Genomic DNA, 25,620 nt, shown 5'->3' on the forward strand with positions numbered 1-25,620 from the left:
GAATCCAGCCGCTAATAATGCAAGATCCAGCCGCTAATAATGCAAGCACGCTTGCTTGTTTCTGGTCGCGCTGCCATCCTCGCCCCATGGCCGACCCCACGCCCGTCATCGACGATCTGTGCGCCGAGAGCGACGAACTCGACTCGCTCGTGGCCGAGTTGAGCCCGGAGCAGTGGAAGCTCGCGACCCCCGCCCCCGGCTGGACCGTCGCTCACCAGATCGCCCACCTCGCCTGGACCGACCACGCCGCCCTGCTGGCTGTGACCGATCAGGGCGCCTTCTCCCGCGAGGTCGAGAAGGCGCTGGCCGCGCCCGGCGACTTCGTGGACAACGGGGCGGAGGAGGGTGCCGGGAAGCCCCCGGCGCGGCTGCTCGCGTACTGGCGCGCGGGACGCGAGGACCTGGCCGACGCCCTGCGGACCGCCCCCGAAGGCGCCCGCTTCCCCTGGTACGGCCCGCCCATGTCCACCGCCTCCATGGCCACCGCCCGCCTCATGGAGACCTGGGCCCACGGCCTGGACGTGGCGGACGCACTCGGCGTGACCCGCACCCCCACCGACCGGCTGAGCCACATCGCCCGTCTCGGCGTCCGGACCCGCGACTACTCCTTCGGTGTGCACGGACTGACCCCGCCCTTCGAGGAGTTCCGCATCGAACTCACCGCCCCTTCGGGCGAGTTGTGGGTCTACGGCCCCGAGAACGCCACCGACCGCGTCACCGGCCCCGCCCTCGACTTCTGCCTCCTCGTCACCCACCGAGCCCACCGCAGCGACCTGGCCCTGCGCACCGAAGGCGCCGACGCCGACCGCTGGCTCGACATCGCCCAGGCATTCGCGGGCCCACCGGGCGGCGGACGCCCGCCGAAGGGGGAGGCGGGGTGAGCACGCTGCGGATCGGCAACGCCTCCGGCTTCTACGGCGACCGGTTCGACGCCCTGCGCGAGATGCTCACCGGCGGCGAACTCGACGTCCTCACCGGCGACTACCTCGCCGAACTCACCATGCTCATCCTGGGAAGGGACCGGCTGAAGGACCCGAGCGCCGGTTACGCCCGCACCTTCCTGCGCCAGCTCGAGGAATCCCTCGGTCTCGCCCACGAGCGCGGCGTCAAGCTCGTCACCAACGCGGGCGGCCTCAACTCCGCCGGGCTCGCCGACCGCGTGAGGGACTTGGCCGACCGGCTCGGCATCCCCGTCCGCGTCGCCCACGTCGAGGGCGACGACCTCACCGACCGGCACCCCGGCAGCCTCGCCGCCCACGCCTACCTCGGCGGCTTCGGCATCGCCGCCTGTCTGCGGGAGGGCGCCGACATCGTGGTCACCGGGCGCGTGACGGACGCGGCGCTGGTCACCGGGCCCGCCGCCGCGCACTTCGGGTGGGGGCCCGGGGAGTACGACCGGCTGGCGGGGGCCGTCGTCGCCGGGCATGTGCTGGAGTGCGGGACGCAGGCGACCGGCGGGAACTACTCGTTCTTCCAGGAGGGGGACGTCCGACGCCCCGGCTTCCCCCTCGCCGAGCTCCACGAGGACGGCACGGCGGTCATCACCAAGCACCCCGGCACCGGCGGCTTCGTCGACGTCGGCACGGTGACCGCGCAGCTCCTGTACGAGACGGGCGGCGCCCGGTACGCCGGGCCCGACGTCACCGCCCGCCTCGACACCGTCCGCCTCACCCAGGACGGCCCCGACCGCGTCCGCGTCGACGGCGTCCACGGCGAACCCCCGCCCCCCACCCTCAAGGTCGGCCTCAACCGGCTCGGCGGCTTCCGCAACGAGGTCGCCTTCGTGCTGACCGGGCTCGACATCGAGGCCAAGGCGGCCCTGGTGCGGCAGCAGATGGACCCCGTACTCGCCAAGGCCGCCGACGTCCGCTGGGACCTGGCCCGCACCGACCACCCCGACGCCGACACCGAGGAGACCGCGAGCGCGCTGCTGCGGCTCGTCGTACGGGACCCGGACCAGGAGGCCGTGGGGCGGGCGCTCAGCGGGGCCGCCATCGAGCTCGCGCTCGCGAGCTACCCCGGCTTCCATGTGCTCGCCCCACCTGGGAAAGGCGCCCCTTATGGGGTCTTCGAGGATGTGTACGTCCCCCATGGCGCCGTCCCCCATGTGGCGGTCCTCCATGACGGACGGCGGGTTCCTGTGGCACCGGCCCAGGACACCGTCGTACTCGACAAAGTGCCGGAGCCACCGCTGCCCGAGTCCCTCCCTCCGGGGACCGTGCGCCGTGCTCCTCTCGGCCTCGTCGCCGGCGCCCGCAGCGGCGACAAGGGCGGGAACGCGAACGTCGGGGTGTGGGTGCGTACGGACGACGCCTGGCGGTGGCTGGCGCACGAGCTGACCGTGGACCGATTTCAGCAGCTGATCCCGGAAAGCCGGCAGCTGACCGTCACCCGGCACCTCCTCCCCACCCTCCGCGCCCTCAACTTCGTCGTCGAGGGCATCCTCGGCGCCGGCGTCGCCGCCCAGCACCGCTTCGACCCGCAGGCCAAGGCCCTCGGCGAATGGCTGCGCTCCCGCCACCTGGACATCCCGGAGGCCCTCCTGTGACGGTTCTCAGCACGGCCCTCGACCCCGACGGCGCGGACTACCGGGCGAACCGCGAGGCCATGCTCGCCAAGCTCGCCGACCTGGACGCCGAGCACGCGAAGGCGCTCGCCGGGGGCGGCCCGAAGTACGTCGAGCGGCACCGCAAACGCGGCAAACTCCTCGCCCGCGAACGCATCGAGCTGCTCCTCGACCCCGACACCCCCTTCCTGGAGCTGTCGCCGCTGGCCGCCTGGGGCAGCGACTACACGGTCGGCGCCTCCCTCGTCACCGGCATCGGGGTCGTCGAGGGCGTGGAGTGCCTGATCACCGCCAACGACCCGACCGTGCGCGGGGGCGCCAGCAACCCCTGGAGCCTGAAGAAGGCCCTGCGGGCGAACGACATCGCGCTCGCCAACCGCCTGCCGTGCATCAACCTCGTCGAGTCCGGCGGCGCGGACCTGCCCTCCCAGAAGGAGATCTTCATCCCCGGGGGCGCCATCTTCCGCGACCTGACCAGGCTGTCGGCGGCGGGCATTCCCACGGTCGCGGTCGTCTTCGGGAACTCCACGGCCGGAGGGGCGTACATCCCCGGCATGTCCGACCACGTGATCATGGTCAAGGAGCGCGCGAAGGTGTTCCTCGGCGGCCCGCCCCTGGTGAAGATGGCCACCGGCGAGGAGAGCGACGACGAGTCGCTGGGCGGCGCCGAGATGCACGCGCGCGTGTCGGGTCTCGCGGACTACTTCGCCGTGGACGAGCAGGACGCGCTCCGGCAGGCGCGACGCGTCGTCGCCCGGCTCAACCACCGCAAGGCGTACGGCGATCGGGGCCCCGCCGAGCCGCCCAAGTACGACGCGGACGAGCTGCTGGGCATCGTCCCCGGCGACCTGCGCACCCCCTTCGACCCGCGCGAGGTGATCGCCCGGATCGTCGACGCCTCCGACTTCGACGAGTTCAAGCCGCTGTACGGGACCAGCCTGGTCACCGGCTGGGCGACGCTCCACGGCTATCCCATCGGGGTGCTGGCCAACGCCCAAGGGGTCCTCTTCAGCGAGGAGTCCCAGAAGGCCGCCCAGTTCATCCAGCTCGCCAACCAGCGCGACATCCCGCTGCTGTTCCTGCACAACACCACCGGCTACATGGTCGGCAAGGAGTACGAGCAGGGCGGCATCATCAAACACGGCGCGATGATGATCAACGCGGTCAGCAACTCGACGGTGCCGCATCTGTCCGTGCTCATGGGAGCCTCGTACGGCGCCGGGCACTACGGCATGTGCGGCCGCGCCTACGATCCCCGCTTCCTCTTCGCCTGGCCCAGCGCCAAGTCCGCCGTCATGGGCCCGCAGCAGCTCGCCGGCGTGCTGTCGATCGTCGCCCGCCAGTCGGCCGCCGCGAAGGGACAGCCGTACGACGAAGAGGGCGACGCGGCGCTGCGGGCGATGGTGGAGCAGCAGATCGAGTCCGAGTCCCTGCCCATGTTCCTGTCCGGGCGGCTGTACGACGACGGCGTCATCGACCCGCGCGACACCCGCACCGTCCTCGGCCTGTGCCTGTCGGCCGTCCACACCGCCCCCTACGAGGGCGCGCGCGGTGGCTTCGGCGTCTTCCGGATGTGACGGATATGAGGGATCACATGGATCACATGATCGGGACCGTGCTCGTCGCCAACCGGGGCGAGATCGCCTGCCGGGTCTTCCGCACCTGCCGTGAGTTGGGAATCCGGACCGTCGCCGTGCACTCTGACGCCGACGAAAACGCCCTCCACGCGCGCGTGGCCGACACGGCGGTACGGCTGCCGGGGGCGGCGCCCTCCGACACGTATCTGCGCGGCGACCTGATCGTGAAGGCGGCACTCGCGGCCGGCGCGGACGCCGTGCACCCCGGCTACGGCTTCCTCTCCGAGAACCCCGGCTTCGCCCGCGCGGTCATCGACGCGGGCCTCACCTGGATCGGCCCGCCCCCCGAAGCGATCGAGGCCATGGCGTCCAAGACGCGCGCCAAGGAACTGATGGGCATCGAGCCCCTGCACGAGGTCACCGAGGCGGACCTGCCGGTGCTGGTGAAGGCGGCGGCGGGCGGCGGGGGCCGCGGGATGCGCGTGGTCCGCCGCCTCGACGACCTGCCCGCGCAGCTGGAGGGCGCCCGCGCCGAGGCCCACAGCGCCTTCGGTGACGGCGAAGTCTTCATCGAGCCCTACGTGGAGGACGGCCGGCACGTCGAGGTGCAGATCCTCGCCGACACACACGGCACCGTGTGGGCGCTCGGCACCCGTGACTGCTCCCTCCAGCGACGCCACCAGAAGGTGATCGAGGAGGCCCCGGCACCGGGTTTGAAACCCGAACTGACCAACTCCTTGTACGAGATGGCCGTACGCGCCGCCCGAGCCGTCGACTACGTGGGCGCCGGCACCGTCGAGTTCCTCGTCGCCGCCGACACACCGCACTTCCTGGAGATGAACACCCGCCTCCAGGTCGAACACCCCGTCACGGAAGCCGTGTACGGCATCGACCTCGTCGCCCTCCAACTCCGCGTCGCCGAAGGCCACGCCCTCGACACCGACCCCCCACGCGCGCGGGGCCACGCCGTCGAAGCCCGCCTGTACGCCGAGGACCCCGCCCGCGACTGGGCCCCGCAGACCGGCACCCTGCACTGCCTCGCCGTCCCCGACGGGATCCGCCTGGACACCGGCTACACCGACGGCGACACCATCGGCGTCCACTACGACCCCATGCTCGCCAAAGCCGTCGCCCACGCCCCCACGCGCGCGGAGGCCATCCGCACACTCGCCGGCGCCCTCGAACGCGCCGCCGTCCACGGCCCACCCACCAACCGCGACCTCCTCGTCCGCTCCCTGCGGCACAAGGAGTTCACCACCGCCCGCATGGACACCGGCTTCTACGACCGCCACCTCCCCGAACTCACCGCCCCCACCCCCGACCCCCACGCCCCCCTCGCCGCAGCCCTCGCCGACGCCCACGGCGCCTCCCGCTTCGGCGGCTTCCGCAACGTGCCCTCCCAGCCCCACACCAAGCGCTACGAAATGGCGGGCGAGGAACACGAGGTCCACTACCGGCACGCGCGCGCTGGCCTGGAGGCAGACGGAGTGCGGGTCGTCCACGCCGACGCGCGTCTGGTCGTACTGGAAAGGGACGGCGTACAGCGCAAGTTCGAGGTGACGCGCTACGGCGACGAGATCTTCGTCAACACCACCGCGCTCAAGGCCCTGCCGCGCTTCCCCGACCCGACGACCCAGCACGCCCCCGGGTCGCTTCTGGCCCCCATGCCGGGAACGGTGGTTCGCGTGGCGGACGGGTTGTCCGTAGGAGCGGCTGTACGGGCCGGAGAGCCGCTTCTGTGGCTGGAGGCGATGAAGATGGAACACCGCGTGTCTGCGCCGACGACAGGAACGCTGAGCGCCTTGGACGTAGTACCTGGACAACAGGTAACGGTCGGCCAATTGCTGGCGGTGGTGGATAGCGCCCTGTAGGGGCGCGGGGAACTGCGCGACCAGCCACGACGAAGGAGTCACATGACCACCATCGAGACTGATGAACACAAGGCCCTACGAGAAGCCGTATCCGCCCTCGGTAAACGCCATGGCCGCAACTACGTCCGAGAAGACCTCTGGTCCGAGGCGGCCAAACTCGGCTACCTCGGCGTCAACCTCCCGGAGGAATACGGAGGTGGAGGTGGTGGCATCGCCGAACTCTCCATCGTCCTCGAAGAACTCGGCGCCGCAGGCTGCCCGTTGCTGATGATGGTCGTGTCACCTGCCATCTGCGGCACGGTGATCGCCCGCTTCGGCACCGACGAACAGAAACGTGAGTGGCTCCCGGGCCTCGCCGACGGCACCCGGACCATGGCCTTCGGCATCACCGAACCAGACGCCGGCTCCAACAGCCACCGCATCACGACGACGGCTCACCGCGACGGAGTCGACTGGCTGCTCACCGGCCGCAAGGTCTTCATCTCCGGCGTGGACATCGCCGAAGCGACCCTCATCGTCGGCCGCACCGAAGACGCCCGCACCGGCAACCTCAAACCCTGCCTGTTCATCGTCCCGAGAGACGCCGAAGGCTTCACGCGGCGCCAGATCGACATGGAACTCGACGCCGCCGAGAAGCAGTTCGAGCTGACCCTCGACGACGTACGACTCCCCGCCGACGCCCTGGTCGGCGACGAGGACGCGGGCCTCCTCCAGCTCTTCGCCGGCCTCAACCCGGAACGCATCATGACCGCCGCCTTCGCGATCGGCATGGGCCGCTACGCCCTCGCCCAAGCCGTCACCTACGCGCGCGAACGCACCGTCTGGAAGGCCCCCATCGGCGCCCACCAGGCGATCGCGCACCCCCTCGCCCAGTCGCACATCGAACTCGAACTCGCCCGCCTGATGATGCAGAAGGCGGCCCACCTGTACGACGCCGGAGACGACACCGGCGCGGGAGAAGCCGCCAACATGGCCAAATACGCGGCCGGAGAGGCCTGCGTGAAAGCCGTCGACCAGGCCGTGCACACCCTCGGCGGAAACGGCCTCACCCGGGAATTCGGCCTCGCCTCGCTGATAACGGCCGCCCGCGTGTCTCGTATTGCCCCGGTGAGCCGGGAGATGATTCTCAACTACGTCTCCCACCAGACCCTGGGCCTGCCCAAGTCGTACTAGGCCGTCTTGGAGGAACGATGTTCCGCAGCGAGTACGCAGACGTCCCGCCCGTCGAACTCCCCATCCACGAAGCAGTGCTGGGCCGGGCCGCCGAGTTCGGCGACATACCCGCGCTGATCGACGGCACCAACGGCATGACCCTCACGTACGCGCAGGTGGACCAGTTCCACCGGCGTGTCGCCGCCGCGCTGGCCGAGGCGGGCGTCCGCAAGGGCGACGTGCTCGCCCTGCACAGCCCGAACACCGTCGCCTTCCCGACCGCGTTCTACGCCGCCACGCGCGCGGGGGCGTCCGTCACGACCGTGCACCCGCTGTCCACCGCCGAGGAGTTCGCCAAGCAGCTGCGCGACTCGGCCGCCCGCTGGATCATCACCGTCTCCCCGCTGCTGGAGACCGCCCGCAGAGCCGCCGAACTCGCGGGCGGCGTCGAGGAGATCTTCGTCTGCGACAGCGCGCCAGGACACCGCTCCCTCATCGACATGCTCGGCTCGACCGCCCCAGAACCGCGGATCGACATCGACCCCGTGGAGGACGTCGCGGCCCTCCCGTACTCCTCGGGCACCACCGGCACCCCCAAAGGCGTGATGCTCACGCACCGCCAGATCGCCACCAACCTCGCCCAGCTCGAACCCCTCATGAGCGCGGGCCCCGGCGACCGCATCCTCGCCGTCCTGCCCTTCTTCCACATCTACGGGCTCACCGCGCTGATGAACGCGCCCCTGCGGCTGGGCGCCACCGTCGTCGTCCTGCCCCGCTTCGACCTGGAGACCTTCCTCGCCGCCATCCAGAACCACCGCATCACCGGCCTGTACGTCGCCCCACCGATCGTCCTCGCCCTCGCCAAACACCCACTCGTCGCCGAGTACGACCTGTCGTCCCTGAAGTACGTCGTCAGCGCCGCCGCCCCGCTCGACGCCCAGCTCGCCGCGGCCTGCTCCCGGCGCCTGAACCTGCCGCCGGTCGGCCAGGCGTACGGCATGACGGAACTGTCGCCCGGCACCCACGTCGTCCCCCTGAACGCCATGCACGACGCGCCCCCCGGCACCGTCGGCAAACTCATCGCCGGCACCGAGATGCGCATCGTCTCCCTCGACGACCCGGACAACGACGTCGGCGTCGGCGAACCCGGCGAGATCCTCATCCGAGGCCCCCAGATCATGAAGGGCTACCTGGGCCGCCCCGACGACACCGCCGCGATGATCGACACCGACGGCTGGCTGCACACCGGAGACGTCGGCCACGTCGACGCCGACGGCTGGCTGTTCGTCGTCGACCGCGTCAAGGAACTCATCAAGTACAAGGGCTTCCAAGTGGCCCCCGCCGAACTCGAAGCCCTCCTCCTCACCCACCCCGGCATCGCCGACGCCGCCGTCATCGGCGCCTACAACGACGAGGGCAACGAAGTCCCGCACGCCTACGTGGTCCGCCAGCCCACCGCCACCGACCTCTCCGAAGGAGAGGTCATGATGTACGTCGCCGAACGCGTCTCCCCCTACAAGCGCGTCCGCCACGTCACCTTCATCGACGGCGTACCCCGCGCCGCCTCCGGGAAGATCCTGCGCCGGGAACTCAGGGAGCGCACGTGACGTTGATCAGCCGCACGCGCGCGCGTGGCATCGAAACGATCGGCCTCGACTCCCCGCACAACCGCAACGCCCTGTCGGCGGCCCTCGTCGGCGAACTCGCGGACACGCTCACCGACTGCGGCAAGGACGGCGACACCCGCGCGATCGTCCTCACCCACACCGGAAACACCTTCAGCGCGGGCGCCGACCTGCGCGACCCACCACCCCCCGACGCACTCGTCGGCCTGCTCCGGCAGATCGTCGAACTGCCCAAACCCGTCGTCGCCCGCGTCACCGGCCACGTCCGCGCGGGCGGCCTCGGACTGCTCGGCGCCTGCGACATCGCCGCCGCGTCGAACGAGGCGAGCTTCGCCTTCACCGAGGTACGGATCGGCGTGGCCCCCGCGGTCATCACCCTCCCGCTCCTGCCCCGCACCGACCCCCGCGCCCTCGCCCGCTACTACCTCACCGGCGAACGCTTCGACGCCGCCGAGGCGGCCCGCATCGGCCTGCTGACCGCTTCCGGGGACGACGCCGACGCCGTACTGGAACCCGTCCTCGACGGACTGCGCCGCGCCTCCCCACAGGCCCTGGCCGAGACGAAACAGCTGCTCACAGCTAGGGTGCTGGAAGCCTTCGACCGGGACGCGGCCGACCTCACCGCGCTCTCGGCCCGGCTGTTCGCCTCCGCCGACGCCCGCGAGGGCATGACGGCCTTCCTAGAACGACGGGAACCGCCATGGGTGCTGTGAGCACGGTCGACCGTGCCCCCAAACAGGACCGCAGCCGGGCCACCCGGCAACGGCTCCTCGAAGCCGCCGTGGCCTGCCTCGCCGAACACGGCTGGGCGGGCTCCACCGTCTCCGTCGTAGCCGAACGCGCCGGCGTCTCCCGGGGCGCCGCCCAGCACCACTTCCCGACCCGCGAGGACCTCTTCACCGCGGCCGTCGAATACGTCGCCGAGGAACGCTCGACGGCGCTGCGGGCGCTGTTCCCGCAGGGCGCGGCGGGCGACCGGCGCGCGGTCGTCACAGCCCTGGTCGACCTCTACACGGGCCCACTGTTCCGCGCCGCCCTCCACCTGTGGGTCGCCGCCTCCAACGAAGCGCAGCTACGCCCCCGCGTCACCGAACTCGAAGCCCGCGTCGGCCGCGAGACCCACCACATCGCCGTCGACCTCCTCGGCGCCGACGAATCCCACCCCGGCGTCCGCGAAACCGTCCAAGGCCTCCTCGACATGGCCCGCGGCCTCGGCCTCGCCAACCTCCTCACCGACGACGAACCCCGCCGCGAACGCGTGGTGACCCAGTGGGCGGCACTGCTGGACGAGACGCTGGGCTGAGACCTCACGGACTCAGCCGCTCCACCCGCCAGCTCCCGTCCGGCTCCGCCACATACCGCAGCCGGTCGTGCAGCCGGTTCTCGCGCCCCTGCCAGAACTCCACCGACTGCGGAGCCACCCGGAAACCACCCCAGTGCGGCGGCACCGGCACCTGCTCGCCCTCCGGGTAGCGGGCCGCCAACTCGGCGTACGAGGCGTCGAGATCGGCACGTGTGGCGATCACCGAGGACTGGGCGCTCGCCCACGCACCGAGCTGCGATCCATGCGGCCGGGTACGGAAATAGGCGGCCGTCTCATCACGGCCGGTACGCCGCGCCACCCCGGACACGATCACCTGCCGGGCCATCGGATGCCACGGGAACAGCAGCGACACATACGGGTTCTCGGACAGATCCCGGCCCTTGCGGGAGTCGTAATTGGTGTAGAAGACAAAACCCTGCTCGTCGAACTGCTTCAACAGCACCGTACGAGAACTGGGCCGCCCCTCACCGTCCGCCGTCGAGACGACCATCGCGTTCGGCTCGAACAGATGTGCCTGCGTCGCGGCCTGCCTGAACCAGCGCGCGAACTGCTCCGCCGGCGTGCCGGCCAGATCGGACTCGGCCAGACCCTCGGCCCGGTACTGCTTGCGCATCAACGCGGGATCAAGGGGGACGGCGGACACGGCGTCACGATCGTTCACGCGGTCATCTTGCCGTATCCGCACGCGCCGTTCGCCACGGTGTCCTTCATCACTGAGTGGCACTGAGTGCCGCGAACCCTCCCCAAGGGTGACACTCGGAGATATCGTTCAGATGCCGTTCCGGTTGGGGTGACCGCCGACCGCACGGGGCATCACAGGGATGACGCCCAGGACCGCGAGTCTCCGCAGCGCACCGACCGCGGATCCACCGGGCACACAGCAGCAACCCCACACCCTCACCCACCAAAGAACTCTCGCAACACCACCCCCACAAGCCACACCACAGACACCACCCGTCGTACACATCACGAGGAGCCGCCTGATGTCCGACTTCGTACCCGGACTCGAGGGAGTCGTCGCGTTCGAGACGGAGATCGCCGAACCGGATAAGGAGGGCGGCGCACTCCGGTACCGGGGCGTCGACATCGAGGACCTGGTCGGCCACGTCTCGTTCGGCAACGTCTGGGGCCTGCTCGTCGACGGCGCCTTCAACCCCGGCCTGCCGCCCGCCGAACCCTTCCCGATCCCCGTGCACTCCGGCGACATCCGCGTCGACGTCCAGTCCGCACTCGCCATGCTCGCCCCCGTCTGGGGCCTGAAACCACTGCTCGACATCGACTCCGCCCAGGCCCGCGAGGACCTCGCCCGCGCCGCCGTCATGGCCCTGTCCTACGTCGCCCAGTCCGCCCGCGGCCAGGGCCGGCCCATGGTCCCGCAGCGCGAGATCGACAAGGCCAACTCCATCACCGAACGCTTCATGATCCGCTGGCGCGGCGAGCCCGACCCCAAGCACGTGGCCGCCGTCGACGCGTACTGGACCAGCGCGGCCGAACACGGCATGAACGCCTCCACCTTCACCGCCCGCGTCATCGCCTCCACCGGAGCCGACGTCGCCGCCGCCCTCTCCGGCGCCGTAGGAGCCATGTCCGGCCCCCTGCACGGCGGCGCCCCCTCCCGCGTCCTCGGCATGATCGAGGAGATCGAGCGCACCGGCGACGCCGAGGACTACGTCAAACAAGCCCTCGACAAGGGCGAACGCCTCATGGGCTTCGGCCACCGCGTCTACCGCGCCGAAGACCCCCGCGCCCGAGTCCTCCGCCGCACCGCCCGCGAACTGGGCGCCCCCCGCTTCGAGGTCGCCGAAGCCCTGGAGAAGGCGGCTCTGGCGGAGCTGCACAGCCGCCGCCCGGACCGAGTCCTGGCCACGAACGTCGAATTCTGGGCCGCCATCGTCCTCGACTTCGCCGAGGTCCCGGCCCACATGTTCACCTCCATGTTCACCTGCGCCCGCACGGCCGGCTGGTCCGCCCACATCCTGGAGCAGAAACGCACGGGCCGCCTGGTCCGCCCCTCGGCCCGGTACATCGGGCCGGGTTCCCGCGACCCGCGCGAGATCGAGGGCTACGAGGACATCGCGCACTGACGCGCCCCTCGCCGAAACGCAGACGACCCGCGAGCTCTGGTCCCTCCGCCTCTCGGCGGAGAAGCCGGCCGGACGTACCGGCGAGCTCGCGGGTCGGGTGACTGCTGGGATTGGGCCGGCTGCGTGCTACTCACGCACGCTGGTCCGGCACCGCACTGCGTGTGGTGGCGGGCCGCTAGCCCGCAATCACCTCGTGCGTCCGGGTTTCAATCATTTACCCGATCACCTCCTCTCTCACGTAGGCCAAACCCTAGATAGGGGAGGGCTGCCGCTCAACCGGTTTTTCCAGATGTTGACGGCACTGATTCAGGCCGGAAGGCGTAGCCGTATCCGTCGCCCCGCTGAAGTAGCCGCAGGTTCCAGTGGGAGACGTTGATACGTCCTCCTGGCGTTGTGAGACTGTGCTGGCCTCTGGCGCGGACGGAGATGCGTCCGGTCCAAGAGCCCGCCCACTTGCCGGTCGGTACGTTGGCCCGTACGAGATCCCCGGTGACGTATCCGAAGTGCTGCTTGGATCGGGCTCGCCGCAGGCGGGGGAATCCGTAGCGGTCTGGGGTGGTACGGGCGTAGGAGCCCCGTCCGGTGGCCTTGGCGACGAGGACCTGCTGTGGGAACCGGACGATCGCATCGCCGGCCTCGTGCTCCAGGCGGCCGACACACAGCGCGTCGAGGGTGTGCGTTTTCTCCAGGCCCATGGCGCTTCGGTTCCACTTGGTGCGCCCGCCCGACCAGGCGTGCACGGGTCTGCCGAGGGCGTCGAGTGACTCGGTGACCTCCCAGCAGATCGCGTTGATGGCGGCGGCGTCATTGAGTGGTGTCTTGACCTGCTGGAGGATCTTCGCGAGGCGCTCGGGCTGGTGGGTGAGGAACACCTCGACGGGTGTGTTGCCCTTGGACTGGTTGCAGGGGACGCAGGCGAGGACGAGGTTGGAGATACGGCTTGATCCTCCTCGGCTGCGGGGTCTGAGGTGGTCGATGTTCAGGGGTACACCGGTGGCGTCGCAGTAGGCGCAGGCGCTGTTCCACTTGGCGTGAAGGTAGGCGCGGGCCTCGGTTCCGGCGAGTGTTCTTTGCTGGTACTCGGCTGCGGTGAGGGGTCTTCCCGCGCTCATGGCGTGGGTGTCGAAGGCGACGCGTTCGACGTGGATTTCGGTGACAGGTGCGTAGCGGCAGAGCCGCGCCGCCTGGGAGTAGATGGTGTCGACGCGATGGCGCAGAGAGGGTGCCAGCCATCCGGCGGGGCGCGTCCGGTTGTCTGAACGGGGCGCCCGGTAACGGCAGTTGGCCGAACGTCGTCGATTCCGGTAGCCAGCGCGTTGCTGCATGCACCGGTGGATCTGGTCGCCGCGATGCTGAAGCTCGACAGCTACGAGTCCGCGCCTAACAGTGACGATGGCGCCTTGTGCACCGACTTCCTTCTTCTCGTCGGTGAGGGCGAGACCGGTGCCCTTGGAGCCGGGATCGATGCGTAATTGCACCCCGTCGACTTCTGACTCGGAGAGGGTGCGGTCCTTCAACCGGATGGTGAAAGGTACTTGCCGAGCGACGACAGCCTTTCCCTTGCCCAGGAGTTCGCGGGCGCGGGCGGGGTGGCAGGGCATGAGGGGTTGTCCGTCTTTGGAGAGGACGAAGACTCTGCCCGCGCCCATGCCACCTGTGTACGACGGATGGTGTGTGGGAGCGTCACCGCTCCCTTTCTCTGCCGCCTCCGCTGCCGTGGCAGCGTTCTTGGCGTATCGCCTACGAGCCTTGGTGCCCTGCCCGCCGGTCTCCCCTCGCCCATGTTCCCTGCCGGTGCCCCGCGCGGTGGCGGGGTGTCCGTGAGCCGTTTCGTCCCTGCTCCCAGGGTTGTCTGCTCCCACGGATTCCAGAGCAGGCTGCTGAGGAAGCACAGCCTGGTGGGTCTGCTCACCTGCAGGAAACGTAGTCATCGAGGGCACCTCCCTGATCTTTCGGATCGTGATGACTGGGGCTGGTCACTCCGCGTCTGCCGTTGAGTTCGACAGAGGTCGGCCTGGGCCGAGGAGCGAGTGACCTCCCTTCTCGTGATGCCCATGACGCTAATGACCAAGGTCCGCTGGAAGGGGCTCGAGCGATCAGTAAACGCTCATTCGTGCGAAGCGCCCCGATTCCTCGGACGCGCAATCGATGTTGCTGCTAGGCCCTGCCTCCGCGATCTCTGGGAGCGAGTGCAGGGTTCAAGGGGCGCGGGGAACTGCGCGACAAGCCACGACGGACCCGCACCCGCCAGCGAACATCACCCGGCAGACGAGAAGGCGCCCAGACTCACAGCGCATTCAAAAACGGCTCTATCGCCGCGCGCCACCCCTCCGGCTGGTCGTAGTGGACAAGATGCCCGGCATCAGCAACCTCCGCATACTCCCCGAGAGGCAACACCCGCACCATCTCCTGCGCCTCGGCCCGCCCCAACTCCCCATCAAGCCCGCGAACAACCAGCGCCGGGCACTGCACCTGAGCCAGCTCCTCCCAGTGCGCGTCGTACACCCACGTCTCCCGGGACTTGAGCATCTGGTCGGGCTCAAAGACGGGCCGCCAGCCGTCGGCAGACTCGTGCATCACCTCGGCGTAGAACTCGCCACGGGACGGAATGGGCCGCTCCACCCAGGGATCGTCCTCACCGAACCACTTGCGGACATCGGCGAGCGTGGCGAACGGAACGGGCCAGGACTTGAACCACTGGGCCCACTCCCGCTGCGAGGCCGCACCGAGTGCGGAGGCCCGCATATCGCAGATGATCACTCCGCGAACCAGATCGGGGCGCTTGGCGGCGAGTTGCCAGGCGGTCAGGGCGCCCATGGCGTGACCGATGAGGACGGCCGGGCCGAGGCCGAGCTGTTCGAGGGCGGCCTCGGCGTCCTCGACATAGGCCTCGCGGGTGAAGGAGGCCTGCGGGGGCTTGTCGCTCTGGCCGTGGCCGCGCTGGTCAAGCGCGACGGCGCGATGGCGTCCGGAGAGCCAGCGGGCGGTGGAGGCCCAGTGCGAGGCGCGGCCCATCAGGCCGTGGAGTAACAGCACGCCGGAGAAGCGGTCTTGTTCACCGGGGCCGGGCGGCTGGTGCGGAGCCTGGTCCGTGTGCCCTGTTGCGTGTGCCGGGTCAGGCTTGGGAGGGTCGCCGAACTCCCAGGCCGCCAGGCGTACGCCGCCCGCCCCGGTCACGTCGATGCGTCGCGCCATGGATCCTGGCACCCCCCTAGCTCCGCTCGGACCGCTCGCTCCCGCTCCCGCTTGAGCCGGCCGGTCCTGTGAACCGTGTCCTGCCTGCCGTGGTACCACTCTCTGCCGGGGCCGGTCAGGGCCCTCGCTCGTCTGCCGACATGCCGCGCCTACTTGGTGAAGCGCAGGTTCCACATGCCGTGTCACCCTCAGGCTATCGAATGCATATTCGAAGATGCGGGGTCTGTCGGTAACACCCCTCGTACGAGTGACCTCGGTCAGGGATTGACCGCCCGCGGCGAGGGGAGATCTTCTGCGGGAGGCGGACCGCTCGGGGAAAGCGGTCCGAGGGGAATGACCCTGAGAGCTCGGGGCTCCGGGTCAGCACAGGGGAGGACAGGCCCCGGCGCCACACGGCGCCGGGGCCCTCTCCACGTCTACGGCACATCCTCCCCGCCCCCTCCCCGGCCGGACGACATCGCTGTCGCACCACGGCCAAGAATCCCTCAGGTCATATGCCTCACGCGACAGCCTCGCACGTGATCCGTCCGAGCGCTGCAATTCGGCGCGGTGAATTCCGGAATCGACGAAACCGCCACGGCGCCGCAACTGCCCCTCCGCCTCCGGAAGTTGCCGGCACCCGGCGCCCGGTCAGCGCTTGGCGACGAACACGTGGGAGGCGACGTCCGACTCCAGTTCGGCCGCCTCGCCGCCACTGCCCACCAGCACCCCGCCGGCCGACTCCGTCACGCTGACCACCGAGCCGGGCTGCACGCCCGCGCGACGCAGCGTGTACATCAGCTGTGCGTCCGTCTGGATCGGCTCGCCGATACGGCGCACGACGACCGTCTTGCCTTCCGTCCCCGGGTCCAGGTCGGCCAGCGACACCATGCCCTCGTCCAGGAACGGATCGGCGCCGTCCTTCTCGCCCAGCTCCTCCAGGCCCGGGATCGGGTTGCCGTACGGCGACTCGGTGGGGTGGCGCAGCAACTCGAGCACGCGGCGCTCCACGGCCTCGCTCATCACGTGCTCCCAGCGACACGCCTCGGCGTGCACCTGCTCCCACTCCAGCCCGATCACGTCGACGAGCAGGCACTCCGCCAGGCGGTGCTTGCGCATCACGCGCGTCGCCAGCCGGCGGCCCTCGTCCGTGAGCTCCAGGTGCCGGTCGCTGGCGACGGACACCAGTCCGTCCCGCTCCATCCGCGCCACGGTCTGGCTGACCGTCGGCCCGCTCTGGTCCAGCCGCTCGGCGATCCGGGCGCGCATGGGGACCACACCTTCCTCCTCCAGCTCGAGGATGGTGCGGAGATACATCTCCGTGGTGTCGATCAGTCCGGACATACGTGCCCCTCGTGAGATCTGCCGGAAGCACGACAGCTTCCCGGCTTGTGCGCTGGCCCTGGACTCAATTCTGCCGGATACCACTGACAACCGTGCCGTGCCGGTGAAACCGGGGGTGCGGCGACTCGGAACGGGAGTGTGCTGCGCGTGGCGGGGGCTGTGATCTTTCTGCTCGACGTGGTGGGACACGGTCGCCTAGCGTTCCGTACATGACCAAGCGGCGAGCGAGACTCAGCGGTTCGGACGGCGTGGTCGAACAGGCCGAGCAGTGTCTGCGCAACGTGGGCGCGGCGCCGGCCGATCCCCGGATGGTTCGTGGAGGTGGAGAGGTATGTGCTGCCGGGTGCGAACGGCCTGTGGATCGACCTCCGGCTTGCCACCTCCCGACGGTAAGGAGGGGTTCACGTCGCGTTTCCGGCGTGCAACGATTCTCTCAATCTTGCGGGAACTCGATGTGTGCTGCGTCACGTTCGAGTTGAATGATTGTTAGTGAGCGAACCGACGTGCCGTACGTACGGACGCAGCCTGCAGGGGGTCCAGGTGAGTGCTTCCAGGCGTAGTGGGACCACCGACGAGCTGGGACCGGACGAGCCCGAAAGGGAAGGTCCGGAGGGCTCGGGCGGTTCCGATCTGTTGGCCGCGCTGCTGGATGGCATGGACGCGGCCCTGTGTGCCTTCGACGCCGACGGTGTCGTCACACACTGGAATCGTGAGGCCGAGCGGATTCTCGGGTGGACCGCGAGTGAGGCCGTGGGCCGGCGCGGGTTCGCCGGGTGGGCCGTAAGGCCGGCGGACGCCGAAGAGGTCGAGTCCCGGCTGATGGCCGCCATGCACGCGCCGGGACGCCAGGTCCATGAGTTCGCGCTGCTCACCAAGGACGGCGGCCGGGTTCTCGTACGGACCCAGTCCGCGGCCGTCCGCGGCCCCGACGGAAAGCCCGCCGGTCTGTACTGCGCCTTCAGCGAGGTGCACACGCAGATCGACCTCGAGCGGTCCATCGCGCTGAGCGAGGCCCTCTTCGACGACGCGAGCTGGGGAGTCGTCCTCGTCGACGCCGACCTGCGGCCCGCCGTGGTGAACGCGCACGCGGCCCGCGCGCTGGGCATCGGGCGTACGTCCGTGCTCGGCAGGCCGCTCGGTGAACTGCTCTCCCAAGGCGTCGAGGAGCTCGAGAGCGCCCTCACCCATGTCCTCGCCGAGGGTGCGCCGCCCGCGCCCGCCGAGATCTGGGTCGGCGTCCGCACGCCGGAGGGCGAGAAGCGGCGCTGCTGGCGCTGCGGCTTCGTACGGCTGGCGTCCCCGCTCGCCGAGGAACCGGTACCGCTCGGCGTCGGCTGGCTGTTCAACGACGTCACGGAGGCCAAGCAGGCCGAGCAGGAGGCGTCGTTGCTGCGGTTCCGCGGCAATCAGCTCCACCGTGCCGCACGGGCCGCCGCCGAATGCGAGGACCCGGCCGAGGCCGCCGTCGTCCACCTGGACTTCGCGCTCGCGGGGTTCGCCGACCACGCCGTGATCGACCGCGCGGCGGGCGGCGCGATCACCGACGCCGAGACCGCCGAGCCGGTACGACTCGTACGCATCGCCACCACACCCGCGGGTGCGCCCGGGCCCAGCCTGGTCACCGGTCAGGCCGGCCTGCCCATCCGCTACGGCGAGGGGCACCCCGCCCTGCAGTGCGTCCAGCGAGGCGGCTCCGTGCGGGCCAGCGTCGGCACCGTACCGGCCGAGCAGGCGCGCGCCTGGGCGCTGGCCCGGCAGTGGCCGGCGGACGCCGTGCACGCGCTGTGCGCGGTGCTGCGCAGCCGGGGGCGGACGCTGGGCGTCGTGACGTTTCTGCGCGGGGCCGGACGCAGCGCGTTCGAACGGCCCGACGCGGTGTACGCGGAGGATGTCGCCGTACGGATCGCCGGGGCGCTGGATCTGGCTGGGGCGGTGCGCGGGGACTGGCCGCCGGAGGGTGCGGAGTAAGGGGTGAAGGGCTGTTGGCCGGGCGCTTCCGGCTAACGGCGATAGAAGATCCGGTCCCCGTACTCCTCCATCACCCGCCGGTTCCAGTCATGGCCCCCGTCGACGTTGCCGGAGCGCAGCAGCGGCGGCTCGACGCCGCGGGCGGCCAGCGTGGCGGCCGCTTCTGCCATCACCGCCTGGAGCAGCGCCGACGTGACGACCGTGGAGGCCGGGGCGAAGGGCGCCGGGACGGTGTCGAGGGTGAGTTCCGCGTCGCCGACGGCGATCTTCGAGTCGAGGACGATGTCGCAGTGGTCCTTCAGATACGTCCCCGAGGAGTGCCGGGACTTCGTCTCCGACGCGTACGCCACCGAGGTCACGCCGATCACCTTCACGCCCAGGGCACGGGCGCCCATGGCCATCTCCACGGGCAGCGCGTTGCGGCCGGACAGCGAGATGATCACCAGGGCGTCGCCCTCGCGGACCGGGGACGTGTCGAGCACGGCGCTCGCGAGACCGTCGACCCGTTCCAGCGCGGAGCCGAGGGTGGCCGGGACGACATCGACTCCTACGACGCCGGGGACGGCCAGCAGATTCATCAGCGCGAGTCCGCCGGCCCGGTAGACGACGTCCTGCGCGGCCAGCGAGGAGTGCCCGGCGCCGAAGGCGAACAGCCGGCCACCGGCGACGACCGTGTCCGCGAGGAGCGACCCGGCCGCCGTGATCGTCTCGCCCTCCTCGTCCCGCACGCGTTGCAGCAGCCCGATCGCGGCATCGAAGAACTGACCGGACGGCCGGCGGTCGCTCATGCGGGGTCCCTTCGGGGGCGGTGTGGCGGCGTGCGGCGGCGATGTGTTGCGGATCACGGTGCGGTCTGGACCAGTGCGGTGTCAATACGGCCGTCGCGGTGTTGAGGTCGCGTGTTGTGCCGGCCTGGCAAAGAACTTGGCCGCACCGACGTATCCCTCAGCGATGGACTGGACAGAACAGATGCCCAGCCGTTCTCAGGGGTGTTGCAGGGCCCTGCGTCGAAGTTTCCGTCAGCCCTTGCTCACCGCAGTAAGGATCTCCGGCAGCCGTGCCGCCGTTCGAGGGGCCGCCAGCCTCAGGCCCAGCCAAGCGACAGTGGCCCCGTACCCGCCCCCCACCGGCAGCAGCACCCACGTCCAGTCGTCGCCGTTCGCGGTCACGTTCAGCCAGATCGTTACGGCGATGACCGGGGCGCAGAGCAGGGCGGACGCGACCATGCCGCCGAAGATGGCGATCCAGGCGAGGCCGGCCTGTCCGGGGGCGACGTTCTTGTAGCCCTCCTGCGGGATGGAGTACGGGAAGCGGGCCGAGGTCCATGCCCCGGTCGCCAGCATCGCGCCGAGCAGTGCGAAGGACAGACCCAGCACCTCGGGCAGCTTGGCCCAGTCGCCGAGCAGTGCCGTCGTCAGGACGGTGACCAGCGCGGCGTACGGCAGTGTGATCACCAGCAACGCGAAGGCACGGGCGCGCAGTTCGACGTACGCATCCTTCGTGGACGAGATCGTCATCGCGACCATCCAGAAGGCGGAGGTGTCCTGCCCGAACTGGTTGTACATCTGGATGCCGAGCATCCCGGCGGCGAAGCAGGCGAAGTAGATCGAGCCGGTGCCCTGGAGGGCGTTGAACACCGGAACGATCAGGCCGATCGCGAGCGAAGTCACCCAGGCGGCCTTGGTCTTGGGGTCGCGCCACACATAGCGCAGGCTGCGCTCCATGACGGTGCCGGTCCGGCCGGCGGGCAGGAAACGTGACAGTCCGGTCGAGGTCCGCTCGCGGGTGGCGCCCTCGGCGCTCTGGAGGGTGGACCCGTCGGGTGCGGTCATCAGCCGGTTCAGGTGCCCTGACCACTGACGCAGGAGCAGCCCCAATGCCAGTGCACTCAGGGCGAGTTGGAGGAGAGCGATGCCGTACGAGCCTTCGCTCGCCGAATCCGCCGCCCCGATCGCCGACGCGGGCGGCACCCACTTGAGCACGTCGGCGAAGGGGTCGAGCTGCCCCAGCCCGGCCGAACCCAGCCGCTGCACCCCGAAGTTGACGAGCTGCGCCCCGATGGCGATCACCAGACCACTGAGCACCGCGAGATCACGGCCCCTGCGGCTGGTCAGCAACCGGATGTTGGCGGCGGCGACGGCCCGTGCGAGGGCCACGCACACCAGCAGCGCCAGCACCACACCGACGACGCCGACGACGTACGCCACACCGCCGTGCGCCACCGCGACGACGGAACCGGCGAGCATGCACACCGTGAACAGCGGCCCGATGCCGACCAGCGAGGCCACCAGCAGTGCCCGCACGAGCGGCGCGGGGCGCAGCGGCAGCATCACCAGGCGGGTGGGGTCCAAGGTCTCGTCGCCGCTGGGGAAGAACAGCGGCATCACCGCCCAGCCCAGCGCCAGCACCGCGACGAGGAGTACGACCACCGACGTGGCGTGTTCGTTGCCGCGCAGCAGGATCAGGCCGAGCAGTTGGAGCACGGCGAAGAGCAGCGTGATGACGGCGGACGCGATGTAGGCGGCCTTGCGCCCACCGGACTGCCGTAGCCCGTTGCGCAGCAGCGACAGCTTCAGCCGTACGACGACCGGGGTGATGTCGGTGGTCATCGTGCCCCGCCGCCCAGCCAGTCGAGATCGGAGCCGGCGTTCCGCCCGTTCGCCCCCACGAGCTCGAGAAACGCCTGCTGGAGCGAGGCGGCGTCGCCGCGCACCTCGGCCAGCGGCCCGTGCGCCCGGATGCGCCCGGCGGCCATCACGGCCACCCAGTCGCACAGCGACTCCACGAGCTCCATCACATGCGAGGAGAAGACGACGGTCGCCCCGGAGCCGGTGTACCGCTCCAGCACACCCCGGATGATCTGCGCGGACACCGGGTCCACGCCCTCGAACGGCTCGTCCAGGAACAGCACTTCGGGATTGTGCAGCAGCGCCGTCGCGAGCCCGATCTTCTTCCGCATCCCGGTCGAGTAGTCGACGACCAGCTTGTGCTGGGCCCCCGCAAGATCCAGCACATCCAGCAACTGCGTCGCCCGCTTGTCCACCTCGGCACCGGGCAGCCCCCGCAACCGCCCCATGTAACCGAGCAGTTCCCGCCCCGACAGCCGCTCGAACAGCCGCAGCCCCTCCGGCAGCACCCCGATCCGAGCCTTCACCTCGACGGGATCCCGCCACACGTCATGCCCGACAACCTCGACGGACCCCTGATCGGGCCGCAGCAGCCCGGTCACCATGGAGAGGGTGGTGGTCTTCCCCGCGCCGTTCGGGCCGACGAGCCCGATGAACTTCCCCGCGGGCAACTCAAGATCAACCCCGGCAACGGCAACCTGCTGCCCAAACCGCTTCCAGAGCCCACGCACACTTACAGCCGACGTCATGGTGCCAACCTAAGGGGCGCGGGGCTGTGTCGATATGCGGCTCCGCCGCGTGGGCGCGCGCAACCACGATGAACCCGCAGCCGCCCACGGCGAACGCGAGGCAGATCAATAGGCGCTACCGATCCCGCCCACACGCATACGCGAGCGGCGAGATCAATTCCTCCGCATCCGGCAACCACCGATTCGCCGGCGTAGGCCGACAAGCCCACTGCACAGCCCCCCGAGACCCGAACCGCGTAGGAGGCGCAGCCACCCACGCGCCTTCCCCGAGCGCCACGAGATCCAGCGAAGCGACCGCCCACCCCAGCTTCCGCACCAGATCGGGAACCTTCACCGCGGCCCCCGGCAGCACGAAGAACTCCATCCGCCGGTCCGGAGTCAGCGTCACCGGCCCCAGCGTCAGCTCCATCCGCTCCATCCGGGCCAGCGCCAGAAACCCCGCCGTCTCCGGAACGGAAATCGCGTCGAACGTACGCCCCGTCGGCAGCAGAATCGACGACGTCGGCTGCTTCTGCCACATCCGGCGCGCAACGGTCGCGCTACCCGTCGCCTGCGTCGCCCAGTCCGGCCGCGTCGGGTGCGCGCCGGGCGCGGCGCACGCGACGTCGCCGCACGAGCAGCGCTGCACCCCGTCGACGGCTTCCAGCCAGGTGCCCGGGAAGACGTCCCAGTGGCGCTCCTCGGCGTAGCGAACGGCGGTGTCCAGCAGCGATTCCCCACGCTGCTGCGGAATCTGGGCGGCTTCGGTGCTCGCGATCGTCTCTTCCACGCTCATCACAACTCCCGCACCCACCTCCGGTTACGGCTGTAGCGCGCGCGGGGGAGGAGCACTGATTCCGCAACTGGGGCGCATGGGTGCATGGGTGGGGGCGCGCAGGAGGATCCATGGCCTTGGCTGGGTAGCCACGAGTGGGGTCGGCTTCGGCCTTTACCCCGGCAATCCTCGCAAGCCTCGCATTTTCGTCATGTCGGCGGGGCATTGATCTTCACGGCCGGATCCTTTCGCTCACCGGAAGGCGCCGGGTCAGGGAAGACACATCAACTCGGTGCGTGGGCAGGCACCGCAGCCACAGGGGGTACGCCATGGCCGCAAGGCCTCTCGTCGCGCGGCAGCCGAACGAACGGCTGCAGGCGCTCATTCAAGAAGCGGGTTGCTCCAACGCCGGGCTGGCCCGCCGAGTGAACATGTGCGGTGCCGAACACGGCCTCGACCTGCGCTACGACAAGACGTCCGTCGCCCGCTGGCTGCGCGGACAGCAGCCACGCGGACGCGCTCCGGCGATCATCGCCGAGGCGCTGGGGCGCAAGCTGGGCCGTACGGTCACGATCGACGAGATCGGCATGGCCAACGGCAAGAACCTCGCGTCGGGCGTCGGCCTCCAGTTCTCGCCGACGGTACTGGGGGCCATCGAGCAGGTCTGTGAGCTGTGGCGCAGCGACGTCGGCCGGCGGGACTTCCTGTCCGGCTCGTCCGTCGCCGCGTCCGCGCTCGTGGAGCCGAGCCGGGACTGGCTGATCTCCTCGCCCGACTCGCAGGTGGCGCGCTCGGCGGGCCCGCGGGTGGGGGAGTCCGACGTGGCGGCCGTGAAGGCCATGACCCAGGCGCTGGTCGACCTGGACCACCAGTACGGCAGCGGGCATGTGCGCCCGGTGGTCGTGCACTACCTGAACAGCGTGGTCTCCGGTCTGCTGGCGGGGTCGTACCGGGAGGCCGTGGGGCGTGAACTGTTCGCCGCGGTGGCCCGTTTGACGGAGCTGGCGGGCTATATGGCCATCGACACCGGGCAGCCGGGCCTGGCTCAGCGCTACTACATCCAGGCGCTGCGGCTCGCGCAGGCGGCGGGTGACCGGGCGTACGGCGGGTATGTGCTCGCCGCGTCCATGAGCCATCTCGCCGCGCAGCTCGGAAACCCGCGGGAGATCGCGCAGTTGGCGCGGGCGGCGCAGGAGGGGGCGCGGGGTCGCGTGACCCCGCGCGCGGAGGCCATGTTCTATGCGGCCGAGGCCCGGGGGCACGCGTTGATGGGGGACGCGCGGTCCGCCCACGCGGCGTCGGGGCGTGCGGTGAGCGCGCTGGAGTCGGCCGACCCGTCCTCCGGCGACGACCCGGCCTGGATCGCCCACTTCGACGAGGCCTATCTGGCCGACGAGTTGGCGCACTGCCACCGTGACCTGGGGCAGGCCGAGGCGGCGGCTCAGCGGGCCGAGGAGTGCCTGTCCGCGCTGCCCGAGTCGCGGGCGCGGCGCCGGGCGATCGGCTACGTCCTGCTGGCGACCGCACAGGTCCAGCAGCGCGAGGTCGAACAGGCCGTGCACACGGGGCTGAAGGCCGTGGAGCTGCTGGAGACCCTGCGCTCCAACCGGGGCGCCGAGTATCTGGAGGACTTCCAGCAGCGGCTGGAGCCGTTCCGGGACGAGCCGGTGGTAAGGGAGTTCGGGGCGCGGCTGGATGTGCAGGCGGCGGCAGCGTGAAAGACGCGGATACGCCCGCGATGGGGGAGCGTGGGAAATGAAGGGGCTGGTGGTGAAGGAGGGGCGTATATAGCGGATGAGGGCCCGGTTTTGTTATTGCGGTCACAGGGAAGGAGGTCACGTCCTGTGCTGCATGGCACCGGGCTCTGGGGACCCGGTAGCGTGAGCCGACGATTCCGAAGGTCCCCCATTCGTAGGAGTCCCGGTGACGCAGAGTGGACAGGGCGAGGAGCCCTCGCCGCGGCAAGCGCGCGAAGGCATCGTGCTGCCATCGGACGGCGGCGAGCCCCTGCTGCCGGGCACGACGAACGGACAGGGCGGTCCGCAGTACGGCCGTCCCGTCCCGCCGACTCCCGCCCCGCCGCCCGAGGGCCAGGCCTGGGGCACCCCCTGGGGCCCCGACCAGAACCAGCCCCCGCCTCCACCGCAGGGCCAGGGCTGGGGCTCCCCGGAGCCGTACCAGCAGCAGGCACCGGCCGCCGGGGGCACAACACCGGACCAGGCGGGCGCGATTCCGGCCCAGCCGCAGCCGACGCAGGAGGCGGCATACGGCGGTGAGGCGCCGCCGGGATCGGGCGCGCAGCCGACGTATGCGCCGCAGCAGCCGGCACCTCAGCAGTCGTACCCGTCACACGGGCAGCCACCTCAGCAGTCGTACACGTCGCAGGCACCGGGTGCGCAGCCGCCGTCGTACACCTCTCACGCGCCGAACACCCAGTCCCCGAGCGGCAGTCAGGGCCGACATGCGGCAGGTGGCGCTCTGCCGCCCGCGGAGGCCGGCGGATACGGGGCCTCCCCTTCCGGGCCGCCCCAGCGGCCCACGCCCGGCTACGGCCCTCAGACGGCCGCCCAGCCCCAGCCGCAGCCCCAGCCCCCTGCCGCAGCCAATGGCTACGGCAGCCCGGCCCCCGGCGCGTACGGCTCCGGTGCCGCCGCGCCGCAGCCACCTGCCGGATCCGGCGGCTTCGGGGCGCCGCTGCCGCCCGCCGACGAGGCCGCGACTCAGTACAAACCGCCGGTTCCCGGTCGGGGTGCGCCTGGGCATGCCTCGCCGGAAGGCGCGACCCAGTACATACCGCCGGTAACT

At 70.5% G+C, this 25,620-nt stretch carries 19 protein-coding genes and 1 pseudogene; 12 read left to right on the plus strand and 8 right to left on the minus strand.

All coding sequences use genetic code 11. The features are described from left to right. The first annotated feature begins 86 nt into the window (after positions 1 to 86). Genes KCH48_RS38675 through KCH48_RS38710 form a run of 8 tightly spaced genes read left to right on the plus strand, consistent with a single transcriptional unit; the run spans position 87 to position 10,094 of the window. On the plus strand, positions 87 to 881 hold the full coding sequence (locus tag KCH48_RS38675; RefSeq protein ID WP_210582207.1) for a TIGR03084 family metal-binding protein: 795 nt from the start codon (positions 87 to 89) through the stop codon (positions 879 to 881). Next, positions 878 to 2,548: an acyclic terpene utilization AtuA family protein gene (locus tag KCH48_RS38680; RefSeq protein WP_210582208.1), complete on the plus strand. Its 1,671-nt coding sequence runs from the start codon at positions 878 to 880 to the stop codon at positions 2,546 to 2,548. Before KCH48_RS38675 ends, KCH48_RS38680 begins: the two co-directional genes overlap by 4 nt. Then, entirely contained in the window at positions 2,545 to 4,143 is a 1,599-nt protein-coding gene (locus KCH48_RS38685; protein WP_210582210.1) for an acyl-CoA carboxylase subunit beta, read from the plus strand. The genes KCH48_RS38680 and KCH48_RS38685 overlap by 4 nt, the downstream gene beginning before the upstream one ends. 26 nt (positions 4,144 to 4,169) lie before the next feature. Next, positions 4,170 to 6,014 (plus strand): biotin carboxylase N-terminal domain-containing protein, encoded by a 1,845-nt coding sequence (locus KCH48_RS38690; RefSeq protein ID WP_210582240.1) that lies wholly within the window; start codon positions 4,170 to 4,172, stop codon positions 6,012 to 6,014. A 42-nt stretch (positions 6,015 to 6,056) separates the two neighbouring features. Continuing rightward, positions 6,057 to 7,187, plus strand: coding sequence for an acyl-CoA dehydrogenase family protein (locus KCH48_RS38695; protein ID WP_210582212.1), 1,131 nt, complete (start codon positions 6,057 to 6,059; stop codon positions 7,185 to 7,187). A gap of 17 nt (positions 7,188 to 7,204) precedes the next feature. Continuing rightward, on the plus strand, positions 7,205 to 8,773 hold the full coding sequence (locus KCH48_RS38700; RefSeq protein ID WP_210582214.1) for a 4-coumarate--CoA ligase family protein: 1,569 nt from the start codon (positions 7,205 to 7,207) through the stop codon (positions 8,771 to 8,773). Continuing rightward, the gene (locus KCH48_RS38705) at positions 8,770 to 9,504 is read left to right on the plus strand and encodes an enoyl-CoA hydratase family protein (RefSeq protein ID WP_210582215.1); all 735 of its coding nucleotides are present in this window, start codon (positions 8,770 to 8,772) and stop codon (positions 9,502 to 9,504) included. Before KCH48_RS38700 ends, KCH48_RS38705 begins: the two co-directional genes overlap by 4 nt. Then, a complete protein-coding gene (locus KCH48_RS38710) occupies positions 9,492 to 10,094 on the plus strand; it encodes a TetR/AcrR family transcriptional regulator (protein WP_210582217.1) in 603 nt (200 codons plus the stop codon). The genes KCH48_RS38705 and KCH48_RS38710 overlap by 13 nt, the downstream gene beginning before the upstream one ends. Positions 10,095 to 10,098: 4 nt before the next feature. Here KCH48_RS38710 and pdxH read toward each other — a convergent pair whose 3' ends face one another. Next, positions 10,099 to 10,776: a pyridoxamine 5'-phosphate oxidase gene (pdxH, locus tag KCH48_RS38715; RefSeq protein WP_210582219.1), complete on the minus strand. Its 678-nt coding sequence runs from the start codon at positions 10,774 to 10,776 to the stop codon at positions 10,099 to 10,101. Between the two features lie 322 nt (positions 10,777 to 11,098). Between pdxH and KCH48_RS38720 the strand changes: the two genes are divergently transcribed. After that, positions 11,099 to 12,199: a citrate synthase 2 gene (locus KCH48_RS38720; protein ID WP_210582221.1), complete on the plus strand. Its 1,101-nt coding sequence runs from the start codon at positions 11,099 to 11,101 to the stop codon at positions 12,197 to 12,199. 272 nt (positions 12,200 to 12,471) lie between these two features. Here KCH48_RS38720 and iscB read toward each other — a convergent pair whose 3' ends face one another. The 3 genes from iscB to KCH48_RS38735 form a co-directional block, all read right to left on the minus strand. Next, positions 12,472 to 13,848 carry an RNA-guided endonuclease IscB gene (iscB, locus tag KCH48_RS38725; RefSeq protein WP_246886544.1) on the minus strand — a complete coding sequence of 459 codons (1,377 nt, stop codon included), beginning with the start codon at positions 13,846 to 13,848 and terminating at the stop codon, positions 12,472 to 12,474. A 637-nt stretch (positions 13,849 to 14,485) separates the two neighbouring features. Continuing rightward, positions 14,486 to 15,394 carry an alpha/beta fold hydrolase gene (locus KCH48_RS38730; RefSeq protein WP_210582225.1) on the minus strand — a complete coding sequence of 303 codons (909 nt, stop codon included), beginning with the start codon at positions 15,392 to 15,394 and terminating at the stop codon, positions 14,486 to 14,488. A 630-nt stretch (positions 15,395 to 16,024) separates the two neighbouring features. Next, positions 16,025 to 16,717, minus strand: coding sequence for a metal-dependent transcriptional regulator (locus KCH48_RS38735; RefSeq protein ID WP_133912046.1), 693 nt, complete (start codon positions 16,715 to 16,717; stop codon positions 16,025 to 16,027). 540 nt (positions 16,718 to 17,257) lie between these two features. Here KCH48_RS38735 and KCH48_RS38740 point away from each other — a divergent pair. Continuing rightward, positions 17,258 to 18,685, plus strand: coding sequence for a PAS domain-containing protein (locus KCH48_RS38740; protein WP_210582226.1), 1,428 nt, complete (start codon positions 17,258 to 17,260; stop codon positions 18,683 to 18,685). Between the two features lie 32 nt (positions 18,686 to 18,717). Here KCH48_RS38740 and KCH48_RS38745 read toward each other — a convergent pair whose 3' ends face one another. The 4 genes from KCH48_RS38745 to KCH48_RS38760 form a co-directional block, all read right to left on the minus strand. Further along, positions 18,718 to 19,473: an SIS domain-containing protein gene (locus KCH48_RS38745; RefSeq protein WP_210582228.1), complete on the minus strand. Its 756-nt coding sequence runs from the start codon at positions 19,471 to 19,473 to the stop codon at positions 18,718 to 18,720. 231 nt (positions 19,474 to 19,704) lie between these two features. Beyond that, complete coding sequence (locus tag KCH48_RS38750) at positions 19,705 to 21,294, minus strand: transporter (RefSeq protein ID WP_210582230.1); 1,590 nt, start codon at positions 21,292 to 21,294, stop codon at positions 19,705 to 19,707. Next, the gene (locus tag KCH48_RS38755; RefSeq protein WP_210582232.1) at positions 21,291 to 22,061 is read right to left on the minus strand and encodes an ABC transporter ATP-binding protein; all 771 of its coding nucleotides are present in this window, start codon (positions 22,059 to 22,061) and stop codon (positions 21,291 to 21,293) included. Before KCH48_RS38755 ends, KCH48_RS38750 begins: the two co-directional genes overlap by 4 nt. A gap of 115 nt (positions 22,062 to 22,176) precedes the next feature. Next, positions 22,177 to 22,839 carry a bifunctional DNA primase/polymerase gene (locus KCH48_RS38760; RefSeq protein WP_210582233.1) on the minus strand — a complete coding sequence of 221 codons (663 nt, stop codon included), beginning with the start codon at positions 22,837 to 22,839 and terminating at the stop codon, positions 22,177 to 22,179. A gap of 305 nt (positions 22,840 to 23,144) precedes the next feature. On the opposite strand from KCH48_RS38760, the gene KCH48_RS38765 reads away from it, so the two are divergent. Both KCH48_RS38765 and KCH48_RS38770 read left to right on the plus strand, forming a co-directional pair. Continuing rightward, positions 23,145 to 24,533, plus strand: coding sequence for a transcriptional regulator (locus tag KCH48_RS38765; protein ID WP_210582235.1), 1,389 nt, complete (start codon positions 23,145 to 23,147; stop codon positions 24,531 to 24,533). Between the two features lie 205 nt (positions 24,534 to 24,738). Further along, positions 24,739 to 25,620, plus strand: a pseudogene (locus KCH48_RS38770) (hypothetical protein); the annotation flags it as partial.

The organism is Streptomyces sp. GESEQ-4, from assembly GCF_017948455.1.
Lineage (GTDB): Bacteria > Actinomycetota > Actinomycetes > Streptomycetales > Streptomycetaceae > Streptomyces.

Excerpts from the sequence above, each read along its gene's own strand:
- KCH48_RS38675 (WP_210582207.1), top strand. The coding sequence starts at position 87 with ATGGCCGACCCCACGCCCGTCATCGACGATCTGTGCGCCGAGAGCGAC.
- KCH48_RS38690 (WP_210582240.1), top strand. The coding sequence starts at position 4,170 with ATGATCGGGACCGTGCTCGTCGCCAACCGGGGCGAGATCGCCTGCCGG.
- KCH48_RS38695 (WP_210582212.1), top strand. The coding sequence starts at position 6,057 with ATGACCACCATCGAGACTGATGAACACAAGGCCCTACGAGAAGCCGTA.
- KCH48_RS38700 (WP_210582214.1), top strand. The coding sequence starts at position 7,205 with ATGTTCCGCAGCGAGTACGCAGACGTCCCGCCCGTCGAACTCCCCATC.
- KCH48_RS38710 (WP_210582217.1), top strand. The coding sequence starts at position 9,492 with ATGGGTGCTGTGAGCACGGTCGACCGTGCCCCCAAACAGGACCGCAGC.
- KCH48_RS38720 (WP_210582221.1), top strand. The coding sequence starts at position 11,099 with ATGTCCGACTTCGTACCCGGACTCGAGGGAGTCGTCGCGTTCGAGACG.
- iscB (WP_246886544.1), bottom strand. The coding sequence starts at position 13,848 with ATGGGCGCGGGCAGAGTCTTCGTCCTCTCCAAAGACGGACAACCCCTC.
- KCH48_RS38730 (WP_210582225.1), bottom strand. The coding sequence starts at position 15,394 with ATGGCGCGACGCATCGACGTGACCGGGGCGGGCGGCGTACGCCTGGCG.
- KCH48_RS38735 (WP_133912046.1), bottom strand. The coding sequence starts at position 16,717 with ATGTCCGGACTGATCGACACCACGGAGATGTATCTCCGCACCATCCTC.
- KCH48_RS38745 (WP_210582228.1), bottom strand. The coding sequence starts at position 19,473 with ATGAGCGACCGCCGGCCGTCCGGTCAGTTCTTCGATGCCGCGATCGGG.
- KCH48_RS38750 (WP_210582230.1), bottom strand. The coding sequence starts at position 21,294 with ATGACCACCGACATCACCCCGGTCGTCGTACGGCTGAAGCTGTCGCTG.
- KCH48_RS38755 (WP_210582232.1), bottom strand. The coding sequence starts at position 22,061 with ATGACGTCGGCTGTAAGTGTGCGTGGGCTCTGGAAGCGGTTTGGGCAG.
- KCH48_RS38765 (WP_210582235.1), top strand. The coding sequence starts at position 23,145 with ATGGCCGCAAGGCCTCTCGTCGCGCGGCAGCCGAACGAACGGCTGCAG.